11 protein-coding genes are annotated in these 15,438 nt (G+C 61.8%); 3 read left to right on the top strand and 8 right to left on the bottom strand.

The window, feature by feature from the left end:
- Positions 1-148: 148 nt before the first annotated feature.
- Both HWX07_RS15030 and HWX07_RS15025 read left to right on the top strand, forming a co-directional pair.
- Positions 149-1,693, top strand: a complete 1,545-nt coding sequence (locus tag HWX07_RS15030; protein WP_244129995.1) for a ShlB/FhaC/HecB family hemolysin secretion/activation protein — start codon at positions 149-151, stop codon at positions 1,691-1,693.
- Between the two features lie 182 nt (positions 1,694-1,875).
- Complete coding sequence (locus HWX07_RS15025; RefSeq protein ID WP_175876740.1) at positions 1,876-5,313, top strand: GLUG motif-containing protein; 3,438 nt, start codon at positions 1,876-1,878, stop codon at positions 5,311-5,313.
- Between the two features lie 357 nt (positions 5,314-5,670).
- Here the strand turns inward: HWX07_RS15025 and HWX07_RS15020 are convergent, their stop codons facing one another.
- From HWX07_RS15020 to HWX07_RS15005, 4 genes are all read right to left on the bottom strand, one after another.
- Positions 5,671-6,471 carry a fimbrial protein gene (locus HWX07_RS15020; protein WP_175876739.1) on the bottom strand — a complete coding sequence of 267 codons (801 nt, stop codon included), beginning with the start codon at positions 6,469-6,471 and terminating at the stop codon, positions 5,671-5,673.
- Between the two features lie 18 nt (positions 6,472-6,489).
- Entirely contained in the window at positions 6,490-6,699 is a 210-nt protein-coding gene (locus tag HWX07_RS15015; protein ID WP_175876738.1) for a hypothetical protein, read from the bottom strand.
- Between the two features lie 305 nt (positions 6,700-7,004).
- Positions 7,005-7,187, bottom strand: coding sequence for a hypothetical protein (locus tag HWX07_RS15010; RefSeq protein ID WP_175876737.1), 183 nt, complete (start codon positions 7,185-7,187; stop codon positions 7,005-7,007).
- A 672-nt stretch (positions 7,188-7,859) separates the two neighbouring features.
- Positions 7,860-8,090 carry a hypothetical protein gene (locus tag HWX07_RS15005; protein WP_175876736.1) on the bottom strand — a complete coding sequence of 77 codons (231 nt, stop codon included), beginning with the start codon at positions 8,088-8,090 and terminating at the stop codon, positions 7,860-7,862.
- A gap of 504 nt (positions 8,091-8,594) precedes the next feature.
- On the opposite strand from HWX07_RS15005, the gene HWX07_RS15000 reads away from it, so the two are divergent.
- The gene (locus tag HWX07_RS15000; RefSeq protein ID WP_175876735.1) at positions 8,595-9,602 is read left to right on the top strand and encodes a fimbrial protein; all 1,008 of its coding nucleotides are present in this window, start codon (positions 8,595-8,597) and stop codon (positions 9,600-9,602) included.
- Positions 9,603-9,961: 359 nt separating this feature from the next.
- Here the strand turns inward: HWX07_RS15000 and HWX07_RS14995 are convergent, their stop codons facing one another.
- The 4 genes from HWX07_RS14995 to HWX07_RS14980 all read right to left on the bottom strand — a co-directional run bounded on the left by HWX07_RS14995 (position 9,962) and on the right by HWX07_RS14980 (position 15,165).
- Entirely contained in the window at positions 9,962-11,035 is a 1,074-nt protein-coding gene (locus HWX07_RS14995) for a fimbrial protein (RefSeq protein WP_244129994.1), read from the bottom strand.
- Between the two features lie 139 nt (positions 11,036-11,174).
- Positions 11,175-13,553, bottom strand: coding sequence for a fimbria/pilus outer membrane usher protein (locus HWX07_RS14990; protein WP_244129993.1), 2,379 nt, complete (start codon positions 13,551-13,553; stop codon positions 11,175-11,177).
- A 230-nt stretch (positions 13,554-13,783) separates the two neighbouring features.
- On the bottom strand, positions 13,784-14,503 hold the full coding sequence (locus HWX07_RS14985; protein WP_175876733.1) for a fimbria/pilus periplasmic chaperone: 720 nt from the start codon (positions 14,501-14,503) through the stop codon (positions 13,784-13,786).
- Between the two features lie 65 nt (positions 14,504-14,568).
- Complete coding sequence (locus tag HWX07_RS14980) at positions 14,569-15,165, bottom strand: fimbrial protein (protein ID WP_244129992.1); 597 nt, start codon at positions 15,163-15,165, stop codon at positions 14,569-14,571.
- Positions 15,166-15,438: the final 273 nt, after the last annotated feature.

Raw genomic sequence — 15,438 nt, 5'->3', positions numbered from 1 at the left:
CGCGACGCCGACCGGCACCCGCGCCCTGCGCGGCGCTCTCCGGCGAACCGGCTGTATCGCCGCCGCATGGCTCCTTCCCGGCTTCGGTTTCAGTCTCGCGCACGCACAGGTACCCAGCGCCGGGCAATCGATTCGTGACATCGAAGCCGTGCGTCCGTCCCTGCCTGCCGCCACGCGTCCGGACATCGACATTGCGCCGGCCGAACCCGCGCCGGCCGCCGAAGACGGCGCGGGCCCGCGCGTCGCGGTCCGCGCGTTCGTCATCGAAGGCAACACGGCGATTCCGACGATCCGACTAGAAGCATTGCTCGCCGATCTCGTCGGTCGCGACCTCGGCTTCGGCGAGTTGCAGCAGGCGGCGAACCGGATCACCGCCCGCTATCGCGAGCGCGGCTACGTCCTCGCCCACGCCTACCTGCCGCCCCAGGAGATCGATGACGGCATCGTCCGTATCGCGATCGTCGAAGGGCGCTACGGGCAAATCGAGTTGCACAATCGGACACGTGTGTTCGATCGCGCGCTACGCCAGCCGCTCGCCGCACTGCACCCCGGCGACATTGCGCACGGCGGGAGCCTCGAGCGCAGCCTCATGCTGCTCGATGAAATGCCCGGCGTCGGTGCGAAAGGCACGCTGCGGCCCGGCACCGAACCCGGTACGACCGATCTCGTGGTCGACGCGGAGCGCGGCCCGCTCGCCACCGGCTCGCTCGAATTCGACAACTTCGGCGATCCGTTGACCGGCCGTTATCGGGCAACCGGCAGCGTCGACGTCAACTCGCCGTTGCGGCTCGGCGATCGCTTCTCGATGCGCGGGCTGACCAGCGATACGCACCAGCGCTATTACCGCGCCGCCTATCAATTGCCGGTCGGTCCTGCGTCGACGCGCATCGGCGTCGCCTATTCCGACATGAACTACCGGGTCGGCGGCAGCCTGAAGGATCTCGACTATCACGGCAGCGCCGACGTCCGGTCGGCGTTCGTCACGCAACCGCTGATGCGCAGCCGCCGGGCCACCCTCAGTGCACAACTCACGTACGACAACAAGCACCTACGCGATAGCTACGGCTATTTCGACCTCGACAACGACAAGCGCATCGACCTGTGGACGGTCGGGCTGAGCGGCAACAGCCAGGACAGCGTGGGCGGCGGCGGTCGGAACGGCTTCTCGGTCACGGTCGGCACCGGTCGCCTGGACGGCAACGACGGCTTCGACATGAATTCCATCGCGCACACGCATGGCCGCTTCACCAAGCTGAACGTCAACGCGTTGCGGCTGCAGGCGCTCGGCACCCGCTTTCAGCTTTATACCCAGTTCAGCGCGCAACTATCGTCGCGCAATCTCGACGCGTCCGAGAAATTCAGCCTGGGCGGCCCCTACGGCGTGCGCGCGTACGCGCTCGGCGCCGGCAACGGCGATCAGGGCTGGCAGGCGAGCGCGGAATTGCGCTATTTCGCTGCACCCCACTGGCAATTCAGCACATTCATCGATACCGGCCGCGTGCAGCTCAGCAAGCAACCGTGGGCGCACGAGCGCAACACCGTGCAGCTGTCGTCGCTCGGCGTCGGTGCAAGCTGGTTCGGCGAGCGTCATCAAATCAACCTGACCGCCGCGCTGCCGCTGGGGCCGGCTTACGCGGTCGCGTCGGCCACGCGCTCACCGAGCGTCTGGATACAGGCCGCACGGTATTTCTGAGCGGCTGTGGACGAACGGCCCGGTCACGTGCCGGGTCGCGAGTATTGCGAGCCGCACTGCGGTTCGCATCGTCGGAAGCAGCACGACAGCGAGCTTCCGGAACAACGTCTTCGCACAATCATTAGGTATACAGATGATTTTGCGGAGCACTAACTTTGGATCTTCAAGAGAGACAACAATTCATGAACAAGACCTACGCACTGGTATGGAACCAGACCCAGGGATGCTGGAGCGCAGTCGGGGAAACCGCGCGCCGCCGCGGCAAATCGGCAGGCGGCAAGCGTGTTGTCGCCGCAGCCGCTGTCTCGCTGCTCGGCTTCACGGCCCTGCCCGCATTCGCGCTACCCACCGGCGAAAACATCGCGCACGGCAAGGCCGACATCCTCCGCGACGCGGACGGCAAGTCGATGTCGATCAATCAGCATACCGACAAGCTCGTCACCAACTGGCAGGACTTCAGCGTCGCCGGCGGCGAGCGCGTGTCGTTCCATCAACCCGGCAGCCAGTCCATCGCGCTGAACCGCGTAATCGGCAACAACGGCAGCCAGATTCACGGCCAGATCGACGCGAACGGCAAGGTCTTCCTCGTCAACCCGAACGGCGTGCTGTTCGGCTCCGGCGCGCAGATCAACGTCGGCGGCCTCGTCGCATCGACGCAGAACATCTCCGACGGCGATTTCCTCGCCGGCAACTACCGCTTCTCCGGCACGTCCACCGCGTCGATCGCCAACGACGGCAAGATCACTGCCGCCGACGGCGGCAGTGTCGCCCTGCTCGGCGCACGCGTGTCGAACAACGGCGTGATCCAGGCGAAGATGGGGCGCGTCGCGCTCGGCGCCGGCAATGCGTTCAAGGTCAACTTCGACGGCAGCGACCTGCTCAGCCTGCAGGTCGAAGGTGGCGCGGTCGATGCGCAGGCAACCAACGGCGGTCTGCTGAAGGCCGACGGCGGCGAAGTGCTGATGACCGCGCGCGCGGCCGGCAACCTGCTCAATGCGGTAGTCAACAACACCGGCACGATCGAAGCGAAGGGGCTCTCCGGCCGAGGCGGCAAGATCACGCTCGACGGCGGCACCGTCAACGTTGCCGGCAAGCTCGATGCCGGCGGCGACGCGACCGGCACGGTACTCACCCGCGGCGAACGCGTGAACGTCGCGGCCGACACGCAGGTCGACACGCGCGCGGGCAACGCGGCAGGCACGTGGACGATCGAGGCCGCCAACGCCGGCGTGAACGGGCAAGGTGGCGGCGACCGGTCGATCGGCGCCGACACGTTGTCGCGCAACCTCGATACCACGAACGTCGCGCTGACGAACACGCGCAGCAACCTGACCGTCGACGGCCCCGTCGCGTGGAACAGCGACCGCGCGCTTACGCTCACCGCGCAGCACGGCGACGTCGAACTGAAGCAGGCGCTGTCTGCCGCAGGCGAAAAGGCCAGTGTCGTCGTCAATGCCGCCGACAAGATCCGCGTGAACGATGCGATCAAGCTGACCGGCCGCAACGCCCATCTCGAGCTGAATTCGACGAACGGCCATACGTTCACCGGCGACCAGGCCGTCGTCACGCTGTCCGGCGACAACGCATCGTATCGTTCGAACGGCGAAGACTACAAGGTGCTGCACACGCTCGCTGACCTGCGCGGCATCGACGCGGACCTGAAGGGCCGCTATGTGCTCGGCAACGCAATCGACAACGGTTACACCGAGCGCCTCCGCAGCATCGGCGGCGACCGCGCGTTCTCGGGCGTCTTCGACGGGCTCGGCAATACGCTGAGCCGCCTGTCCATCTACAATCCAGGCTCGACGACCGTCGGCCTGTTCAGCCAGAACGCCGGTCGCATCGCAAACCTCAACTTGCGCAGCACCATGACGGTCGTAACGGGCCTGCCCTACGGTAGCCCGGTTCTGGGCGGCACGCTCGCCGGCATCAACACCGGCGTGATCTCGAACGTGACGGCGCTCAACGTGGCCGTGTCGGCCAAGGGGCGCACGATCATCGGCGGCCTGGTCGGCGGCAACTACGGCGGCACGATCGAACACGCGACGGTATCAGGCTTCGTGGGTGGCGATCGAGGCGTAATGGCGGCCGGTGGCCTCGCGGGCGAGAACCTGACGCGGCTGGACCGGTCGCCGGCCACGGCGACGATTCGCGACAGCCATGCCGACGTGCAAGTCAGCGTCGGCCTGGACGGCTCCGCGGGCGGCCTCGTCGGGATCAACAACGGGACGATCGAGCGCTCGTCGAGCGCAGGCAGCGTGGTGGCGGACGGCGACGCGGCGATGGTGGGCGGCCTCGTCGGGCTCAACCGCGAAGACGGCATCATTCGCCAGTCGTCGTCTTCCGCGTCCGCCTCCGTGAGGACAAACGGCAACGCGATCGCCGGCGGCCTGGTGGGCATCAACCTCGGCACCATCGAAGCGTCGCGCGCCAGCGGAAACGTGTTGGTTCGCGACATCTCGACCGCAGGCGGCCTCGTCGGCCTGAACTTCGGCACGATCGAGTCGTCCGTCGCCGACAACACCGTCGTGGCAGGCCAATTCGGCATAGTCGGCGGGCTGGTCGGCTCGAACCACGGCCGCATCGGCAATTCGCAAGCCAACGGCCGCGTGACGGCGGGCGACAAGACCTGGGCAGCTGGCGGGCTCGTCGGCGTCAACACCGGGGAGATCGACGCATCGACCGCGACTGGCGACCTCGTCGTCGGTTCGGACAGCACGGCCGGCGGCTTCGTCGGCCGCAACGAGCAAAATGCGCGCATCCGGGCGTCGAAGGCGACCGGCAGCGTGCGCGTCGGAGACAATTCGACGGCCGGCGGTTTCGCGGGCGTGAACAGCGGCTTCATCGAAACGTCCCGCGCACTTGGCCGGGTCCAGGGCGGCGGCGCCAGCACCGCGGGCGGCTTCGTCGGCCTGAACGAGGGCACGATCGACGCATCCGGCGCGTCCGGCGACGTGATCGCCACCGACAGCAGCACGGTCGGCGGCTTCGCAGGCTACAACGCGGGCAAGATCGACACGTCGACCGCGTCCGGCAACGTCACCGCCCGCTATGCGAGCAACGCGGGCGGCTTCGCGGGCATCAACAACGGCACGATCCACGCGGCCCAAGCGAGCGGGAACGTCGTGGCCGGCCACTCGAGTGCGGTCGGCGGGCTGATCGGGCGCAATCGCTCGCAAGTCTCCGAATCCCGTGCGAGCGGCTCGGCGAAGGCCGGCGATAGCTCCGCGGTCGGTGGCCTGATCGGCGTCAATGAGCGGGGCAACGTGACCCTGTCCAGCGCGTCGGGCGATGCCGAGGGCGGCGCGAATGCCAACGTCGGCGGCCTCATCGGCGAACTGACGGGGACAGTCGATCAGTCGCGTGCGACCGGTTCGGCGAAGGGCGGTGACGCCAGCTACGTCGGCGGCCTCATCGGCAGCAACGGCGGGATCGTCAAGGCGTCGTCGTCGAGCGGCACGGTTTCCGGCGGCCGCCATGCAAGGCTCGGCGGCCTCGCGGGCGGAAACTTCGGCCGCTTCGAGGGTTCATCGACCACCAGCCGGATCGACGTCACGGACGGCTACAACCAGTTCCATGGTCAGCTGGTCGGTGTCAACTACGGGCAAGTGAAGCCCTGAGCGTCATCGGCATGGCGTTCCGCGTCATCGGTTCGAACCGGTGACCGAACGCCGTGACGTGTCGCCAGCGGCATCACCGTGTCGGGCCGGCAGCCTCCGGGCTGCCGGTCAAAAAGGCCGGCCGATCGGGCATATCCGACGGCCGGCTTTTTGATTTTTGGGGGAATGCGGAAACAAAACGAACAACGCCGGCTCACTCGCGCGGAGCGATCCTGACGATACAGCCATGCGACCGGCGGCAGGACGGGCGCTGGCGACGATCTGGCTCGGAAATATTGCAGCGAACCAGCCATCCGGGCAGTGACCTCGCCGGATCGGTTGCCGGTTCGAGGCCATTCGAACCCGGCATCGTGCGTATTACTGGTAGCTCATCGTGAAAGAGGCCGCTGCATTCGCGGTGCCAGCCTTGATCTTCGGCTGAGTCTGAACGTAGCGCGCCACCAGCGGAATATCCGCGCTCTGGTTTCCATATTGACCGACGAACCACTGTCCCGGATTGCCTGCCTCGGACGAATCGCGCCCGTAGGTAACCGGCGATCCGTCCGTCTGGCGCACGATTTGATAGCCGACGCCGCTCGCGGTCGAATCCTTGCTGAGGGACAACATGGTGGATCGGTTATCGGGATGGGTGGCGTCCGTCATTGTGATGTACATCTTGGTCGTCGCCCCGTGCGTGCCGTTTCCGCAGTTCAGCCTGATGTCGAACGCCTTGCCGGGCGACGTCGAACCGACTCCGGTAAAGCGCTTTGCGTTCGCGCTCGCCATGGAAACGGTGATCGTTTTCGTGAGGACGCTGCAGGTCGGCACCTTGGGTTTGATCTCCACGCTGCCCGCAATATAGAGCCTGCCTACGACTAAATTTCTATCGTCGAATGTGTATTGCGCGATTTTTCCCGTCACTTTTCCTTGAGCCGTAATGGGCCCGGTTTTGACGAGTTGAATTCTTGTATTTCTGAGCGCCATGAGGGCAAGCGCCCCTCCCATTCTGAACATCCTATGGGGATAAACGTACTTGCCATCATTATACAAAAAACGCAAGCCCACACCGGAAACACTGGATGCGTAGGTCTCGTACGGCCCGCGTGCTCCGATGCCGGCGAGGGTCGTCCACCCGACGTCCTTTTTACACAAAACCAAATAGACATCGTTTTCCTTCACGATACTTGCCGCCGCTTCCTACAGTACGGTTCCATCCGGCACATTCGGATCGAATTCACCCACATCCCACGACGCATAGGATTCGACGCTCGCGTCCACGGTCGGTCGATGGAACATGTCATGGAACGAGCAGTCGCCTACCGTGGCCGCCACCACCGAGCCCGTGCAGAGCGCAGACCAAAATCCAAAAACAATCGATAAACGTCCAATGGACTTCATCTTCCGCATGAAATAATCTCCTGCCGCAATACCATCACTCGGCGCTTACCGACCCGCCATCTTGCAGTTCATCGCCACGTGGTCATATGCGACTGCCTTCCGCCGCGCCGGCAGCGCGTAGTTGCCTTCGCACGAACCTTCGCTCCAGCGAATCGACATGCGCCCTTGATCCTGGATGCCAAACACGGGCATTCTTGACGAGCGTCACAGCGGTTGCCGTGTTGCCACAGTCCAGGTTCAGGCTGATCGACGTGCCGCCCATGATGCCGTGGCCGACCAACCGCCGATCGAGTCGACGCTCACCGTGCCGAGGTTCACGTCGATGTTGTGCTTGTTTTTTCACCGGTCACGTTCGTGCCGTCGGTGCCCGTGATCGGGCACGATGCTGCGGTGATCTTTCCGGTATTGATCGTGCCGTCGGCCGCCATGGCCGACCCTGCGGTGATTATCCCTACGGCTGCCGCCGGGGCGAGAATCTTCTCGTTGAAAGCCGTCACTATCTTCTCCAGTTTTGACTAAACTCGGAAGCGCCTTATCGGAATGGAAACCCGACCAAGAGTTAATAGAATAATGACAACCTTTACAAATTCAGTATCTAGTTGCCGAACGATATTTGAATTTTTATGGGTCGCACCGGAACTAACATCTCGATTTTATGAAAACTCTATTTTTTATAAAAATCGAGTTTCAAGAGCGCTTTTAAGAACAATAAGGCCCACAAATGCACGCACGTCACATCAAATAATTATTTTCTTATCAATTTGTGAGATCCATGCGATTTGTCCGCAGGCTAAATTTGGCAACACACGCTTCAACGAATCGATACATCCGGGCGCCAGCATCAAGGATGGGCGGAACGACTACTTTCGCGTCGGTTGCGGTTTGCCTTGCCGACGGGTGGCGTCGCAATTGCCACGCTGAACCGACAAGGACGAGCCCAGCTCTGAATGTCGTTCGATCGGCCATCAGCGATCGACGGCGCATGCGATCTCGCCCCGGAACGCCGGCCAGCGATCCTCGAGCGCGTCGGTTCCGCCGCCGTTGACGATCCTTCCATGGCGGCGCACGCGTCCCGCGCCAGCGCGTCGCCGACCAGCGCGAAGCCGCCGCACAACGAGTGCAGTTCGCTCCGAACCGGATCGAAGTATCAAGCGACAACACATCGTCAATCACTGCAGGCGAGTGCAGCGTCGCCGTTCGTAGCTGTCGCGCATCTCGTCCGTCATGACGGGCGTGGCACTCGCCACCGCCGGATCGGCTCCCGCCGTCGGCTCGCGTTTGCCGTGCCGGCGCGACACCGCGTCGATCGCATGCGCGGTCATCGCAATCGCCGGCGGCCTTGCGGGCGGAAACTTCGGCTCCCTCCAAAACTCGTCCACCAGCAGCCGGATCGACGTCACGGACGGCTACAACCAGATCCAGCGTCAACTGGTCGGTGTCAACTACGGGCAAGTGAGGGCCTGAGCATGCCGGTATGGCGGTCGGTGTGGTGAGTTCAACGACGCCCGAACGCCTTGACGCGGCGCGCGCAACGTGAACGCGCGTAGCTGGCGGCTCCGCTTCGCTGGCTAAAAGACTGGCCGGCCGGGCATACCGGACGGCCGGCCATTCGAATGTTCAAGGGGTTCGAACATCGAGTGAACGACGTTAGTCAATGCGTGGATGCGGTCTGCATGCAGCCCGATCGAAGCACGAAAGCCGTTCGGTGCGCATGCGCCTGCGACACCGTTCCGGGAGCGACTTTAATACTTGTCTCATTTCGCTCATCGCTCTGCCAATGGATAATGAGCCAACGTCATTAACCACATCACACTAGTCGATCAGCAACGGATGCGCCTCCAGCGTCCATCGTCGATCGATGGCCCGGAAATTCGGGCGACCACTCCTGGTTCCAATTCCCGACAATGAAGAAAATCAAACTCGCCCTTTTTCTATCAGCAGTACTTCCCATTCACGCTCTTGCAGCGTGCAAGGCTAACACAACTGACGGCCGCGATTACTTTATCGTCACCGGGCGCGGATTCAACCCGCCCCCTTTCAGCCCCGGCGACATCCCGATCGGCGGCGTCATCTATGAGGCGACAGCGACGGGGCTTTCCTTCACCAATGCGACCGATCCGCAGAATCCCCTGACGAAGTGCGATTTCCAATTCGTGAATCGCATGACAGGTGTCGGCACACCCGGCGCATCCAACATCTATCCGACCTCCATACCCAATGTCGGAATGCGAATCGTATCGCCCAGAGGGGAGGTGGCTCCCTTCTCTAGCGGTGCACCCCCAGGGTGGGAGACGCCCTGGAACGTCAATTACGCGCCTAAAATCCAACTGATCAAGACCGGAAACATCACGGAGAGCGGCGTATTGAGCGGCGCTTATGCCTACTACAGGGCAAACACCGACGGCGGGCAGGTACTGGCCGAATATCGCTTCGCCGGACCTGTTCTAGTCACGCCCAAGGTGCCGAGTTGCACGGTCACGACCCCGCGCATACAGGTGCCGATGGGCAAGACGTTGGCCTCAACGGTCTTCACCGGCGTCGGCGCGACCGCGCCGTCACAATCGTTCGAGATCAACCTTTCCTGTTCGGGCGGCGACAAGGGTACCTCCGCCAAGGTATATGTCACGCTGACCGATGCAACGAACCCGGGGAACACGTCGAAAACGCTATCGCTGTCGAAGGACTCCAAAGCCACCGGCGTGGGCCTTCAGATCCTGAAGGGCGACGACGTGCTTGGATACGGTCCCGCATCCTCTGCTATCGGCAACACCAATCAATGGCTGGGCGGGTCGGTCGCCCAAGGCGCTTCTGGCATGAGCATCCCACTGCGGGCGCGCTATGTGCAAACCAGCCCGCGCGTTACAGTGGGAACGGCAAATGCGATCGCAAACTTCACGATGAGCTACCAGTGAAATCGCGGTGAGCCGTACCCAAACTGGGGACGGCTTTCTTGATTGCCGCGGCCCGAGAAAGGCCCGGATCAATGGACGCACTATAGCCGGTAACGGTATAGCTACTCAGCCAACGCGCTTACCGTCCACTATCGGCTCGCATTTGACGCCTTCCACCGGCCGCACGCTCGATGACTCGTCGCGTAAAACCATGCACGACAGAGCGATTTCATACATAGGCTCGTACTTGCCGAATATCTACGCGCCCTCCCCTCTCGTAATATCCCGTGCAAGTGACGATGGAACCCGGCAGGGGCTTGAACCTGGATCCGGAGAAATCGGCGTTGAGTTGAAGGCCATTGAAACCTGCATTGCACGGGTTACTGATAGCTCATCGTGAAGGTAGCCGTTGCATTAGCCGTTCCACCCTTCATCGGCCCCACGGTTCGCAGATAGCGCGCTTTCAACGGAATGGACACATGCCCATTACCCTGCTGCGCGACAAACCATTGATTGGGATTAGCGGATGCCGACGAGTCGGGTCCATAACGGACGATGGTATCGTCCGCCCGCCGGATTTCCACGCCGACTCCAGCCGCCGCGCTCGAACCGGACGACGCCAGCGTCAGCACGCCGCTGCGATTGCCCGGGATCGCAGCGTCGGTCATGGTTATGAACATTCTGGTCGACGCTCCTTGCGTTCCGCCAAAACAGTCCAAATCGATCGAGAATGGTTTGAAGTCCGACCCACCGCCGGTCTCGAGCGACTTGGCCGAGACCGAACCAAGCGGTACGCCAATCACCTTGTTCCGCACGGTACAGGTCGGCACCGTAGGCTTGATGGGTAAGCCTCCGGTCAAGAAAAGGCGGCGGGCCACATATCCTTGATCGGCGAAATATGTTTGCCCAATCTGCCCGGTTAAAACCCCTCCGGACGTGATCGGTCCAGTTTTGACAAGTTCGATCGTAAAATAGGCCGAATCAGCCAGAGGCGCGGCTGTCCCATCGTAGTAGTCCTGCTGTGGCCACCATTGGGGCGTGTTGATGCCTCCCGCGATTCGATAGCCAACGCCCTCTACAGAAGTCGCATATGTACTATAGGTCGAATTATAGGCATCCATTCCCCGATACATCCGCGTGCCCATGATTTTCCCATCGCAGGTCGCGACGCCCCCTACCCCGCTAGCGGTCCCGTTAGCTCGATACAAGACAGTACCGTTCGGAACCTCGGGATCGAACACTGCGGGTTGAAAGGACGGAAACTCGACTCTCTGAAAAGGAACAATTTGGCCCGAGTTTTGCCTGACCTGGCACTCCGCAAACGCGGACGCTGGAATCGCAGCAGCAACGGCGAACGTACAAACGGCAAATATTTTCATCACCCTCTTCCGACCGAAAGAGCAAAGCCGCTTGCCTGATTTCACTGCAAGTATTTGCAGCAAATCGAGATCCATGTATAAAAGGCGCCAGCCTGTTATTTCGCGGCTTACATGTCCATTTTCACCATCCCCGTCGATGGCCTGAAGCTATCGGATACGGGACGCTCAACATTCTGACTTTGCATCCCGCCGAACTCTTCATTTCATCTGCCAATCATCGGCCTGCCATCTTGCAACTCATCGCCACCCGCTCGTACGCGAGCGACTTCTTCCGTTCCGGCAACGCGTAGTTGCCTTCGCACGAACCCTCGCTCCAGCGGATCGACAGGCGCCCCTGATCCTTGACACCGAACACGAGCACACGCGATGCGTTGTCGACCATGCCGAGCACCTTGTCGTTTTCGTCGTACGCGGTCGCACCGAATGGCACCTTGTCACCGTTGCTGCCCGTCACGTCGAACTGGATACGGCGACCCGTCTCTGCCGTGAAGCGGGCCTTGACGATTGCACCGCGCGTCGGCACCACCGACTTCGAGTTGTCGGTCAGGTCCGTGTCGAAACCGAGACTCTCGGTATCGATGTTCAGCCAGTTGTAGCGATACGGCTGCGCATACGGCACGATCGCGTAGCCGCGACGGTCGGTGCTGATACTCGACGACGACGAGAAGCGTGCGCCACGCACGCCCGGTACTTCCGCGATCGCGAAAGTCTCGCCCACCGTCTGGCCCAACGTGATACCGCCGCTGTGTGCGACGATCGAACCCGCCGCACCGACGTCGACGTGTTTCCCGTGGCCCGATTGCGTGTAGTTCGACGTCAGCTTGGCCATCGGCGTATCCCAACCGAGGCCCACGCCGCCCGATCCGCCCGAATCCTTGCGGTAATCGCCCTGCACGGAGTAGTTGACGGTATTGGCTTCGTTCAGGAACCCGTTCACGCCCGCCTGGACGCTCACATCGCCACTCGTCGACGCCACCGTGTTCGCGAACGCACGATGTGAACGCGCACCGCCGCCGATCGGGATGCTGACCGATGCGGAAAACTGCGTGTCGGCACGGCCGAATGCGCCGGTGTCCCGCGTATGCGCGACCGAGACGCTGTAGCTGAGATTCTTCAGCGCGCCGCTATAACCAAGCTGAATGTTGCGGCTCGAGCCGCCGCGGTTCCAGTAGCTCGTGTCGCCGACACTCGCGTAAATCGAACCTCTCGCCCCGAGCGACTGGTTGATGTTCAGGTCGACGCGGCTTTTCTGACGACGATACCCACCCCCGCCTTGGCGATCGAGATCGTCGACGTGCTGGCTGAACGTGCGATAGCCGTCGGTCGAGTAGCGATAGCCGACCATCGTGAAGGTCGTGTCGGTAGATGTCAGCGTTTTCGAATACAGGAAGCGGAGACTCTGCCCGGTCGACTTGCGGCCTTGCGTGCTCGACTGGCTGTGCGTGACGTCGAAAGAGATCCCGCCCAATGGCGAGTTATAGCCGACGCCGAGCGCAATCGCCGCATAGCGCTCGGCGCCGATCAAGCCGCCATAACCGGTCAGGTTGTCCGACACGCCGTAGACCAGCGACCCTTGGGCAAACTTGGGGCGGGACTGACCATAGCCGCGATACTGACCGGCCGAAAATGCGTAACGCATCGTGCCGCGACGAATCATGACGGGCAGATACGAATACGATTGCCGGAAAGTGCGCGTGCTCCCGTCGGACTCGATGATCCTGATCTCGAGGTCGCCGTTCGAGCCGCTCGGGTAGATGTCCCGGAACTCGAACGCGCCCGGCGTCACGGACGCCGAGTAGATCACGTAACCGTTCTGACGAACTTCGACGACCGCGTTGCTTTGCGCGATACCACGCACCACCGGCGCATAGCCGACTTCGTTGTCGGACAGCATCCCCGTATCGGAGTTGACTTGCACGCCAAGGAAACGCACGCTGTCGAAGATTTCACTGGACGAGTACACCTCGCCCGCGGCCAATCGGCCCTTGATGCCTTTCAGGTCGCGCTCGACGTAACTGCGGTTGACGCTGAATTCCGACGGCGAGCCACGCCGCCACGATAGCGCCGACTCGTTACGGAACCGCCAGGCGCCGATGTTCACGCCATTGCGCAACCCGAGATACCCGTAGTCGCTGCGATATCCGGAATTCGTATCGTGACTGAAGTTCGCCTGATAGTTCGAATAGGCCGCGGCGACGCCCTCATCCCAGAGCGACGGATCGACAAGGCCACGTATTTGCCCCGGCACATAGAGCTGCGGGATGCTGATATCAAGCGTGAGCGTACCGACGTCGAAACTCGCGGCCGCACCGTCTACCAGCTGGTCGAGACGAACGAGCGAGTTGTCGTCCAGACCCGCTTCCAGCTTGTGCTCGCGCTCGAGACGCTTCAAATCCACGCCGAGCGACTTGAGCAAACCATACGTGATCATCGGGCGCACTTCGCCCGACGCGTCCTCCTTGAACGCAATCGACTCGCGTTTCGCGCGCCGCTTGTTCAACGATACGTCTACGTCGTAGATGCCGGGCGCGATCGAACTGCCGCGCTCGAAGTATGTGAGTTCGACGGGGCCGTCCCCCTTCTTGAGGAACATCTCGTTGAACTCGGCCGCATTACCGGCAACAGGTGCAATGATGGCGCCGAACGCCATCAGACAAGACGCGCGCTGGCAAGCCTCTACGATTTTCTTGACAGTTGTGTTCATGTCCTTGTTGCGTGCACCTGTCACTCGAGCGAGCTATCGGATATACGCACCTCTCCTTTATTAGTAGAACGTATTTATTTATCGTGAAGAATCCGGCCGGCCATCCGGCGCGTGGCGGGCTACTTCGACATATCGGCCTGCGCGTCGACAGTCGCGCCGAAGTCGTTGATCGAACTGAATTCGACCTTGGCGTTCACCGGTTGCGCATGCCCCGTGTAGTCCTTAATCGGCAGACGCTTCACGGATTTGGGTGCGACCATCTCGGTGACGATCGGATAGGCATTCGTGCCGACCTTGAGGCTTGCGTGGCCGAGCGAAACAAAATAGGGGGTGTCATTGACGACGTCCAGCGCCGGCTTTCCGCCGTCGCTGTTCCAACGCCACTTCAATTGGGCAGGTGCCTCGTCTGCTTTGCCGGGCAGATCGGCGGGCCGATAAAAGAGTTTGATACGTTGGCGAACGGCGATTTGCAGCGAATTGTCGCCCTTCGCGCGCTGCGGAATCTCCTGCACGCTCAACCAGAACGCCGACTCCCGGTCGGCCGCCAAGCCTTCTCCCGCATAGAAAATTCGCAGGATCTGCTGCTTGTCGCCTCCGAGCCGGCTCAGCGAAGGCGTAAGAGCAAATGGCAAGTCGCCTTGCTTTTCATCGAGGGACTCAATCCACGACTGGATCATCACGTCGTCCTTCGACTGATTCTTGACGACGACGGATGTTTCCTTGCTTTGCCCAGGATAAACAACACGCGTACCTGACAGCGAAATGCCAGCATGCGACGGTGTGGACAAAAAAAACATCGAGCTGGCCGCGACCAGCCCGGCAATGAGAGATTTCTTCATATCGGATTCGAACCTGGAGGCGGCGGCGAAACGGCTCGCGCCATTTCGCCGCTCGGTTGGACGATTTACTCGTACGTCAGCGTGAACGGCAGCGTGCCGTTCGCCGAACCTGCTTCGATCTTGTCGCCGTTGGCGACGTAACCGGCGCGCAGATCCAGGGCCGCGGTGTAGACCGGCGCGGCTTCCGTGCCACCCTTGACCAGCGGTGCATCGATCGTCTCGTTGGCCGCGAGGTTCACCAGCGTGTTGCTGCCGTTGTAGATGCCGATGCCGACACCCTTGGCGGTTCCGGAGACCTGCAGCAGCTTGTTGTTCTTGCCGTCGACGCCCGAGCCCGCGCGCGGATCGAACTTCATCTTGATCAGCGTCAGGTCGGTTGCCGTATTGCCGCAGTCGAGGTTCAGGCTGATCGACGTGCCGCCCGCGATGCCGCCGCCGGCCGTGCCGCCGATCGAATCGGCGCTGACCTTGCCGAGGTTGACCGCGATGTCCTGCTTGCCCTTTTCACCGGTCACGTTGGTGCCCGCACCACCCGTGATCGAGCACGATGCCGCCGAGATGCTGCCAGTGAAATTGATCGTGCCGTCAGCGGCCATTGCCGAACCTGCTGCGACCATGCCGACGACCGCTGCTGCGGCGAGAATTTTCTTGTTGAGAGCCACGATTTTCTCCAAATGAAACGTGATTGAACGACTCTTTTCAGAGCAGGATGAATGATGCCAATCCACGCACATTTGGTATTTAGTTGCTGAACGATATCTACATAGAAATAACTAGTACATGTACTAAATTCTGATTTTCAGCCGTTTGGATACCTGAACTCCGATCGAATTCAGGGATTCCATACGATGGAAGCGGGATTCGTCCCGCGAGCGGACGCTCGAGAACGAGAAAGCGAGAGGAAAGGAAGACGGCCTCGCATGAAACCGCCTGTG

The sequence above is a fragment of the Burkholderia sp. BCC0097 genome (assembly GCF_902832985.1).
Lineage (GTDB): Bacteria > Pseudomonadota > Gammaproteobacteria > Burkholderiales > Burkholderiaceae > Burkholderia > Burkholderia orbicola.
This window is presented reverse-complemented; position numbering and strand designations above follow the sequence as displayed.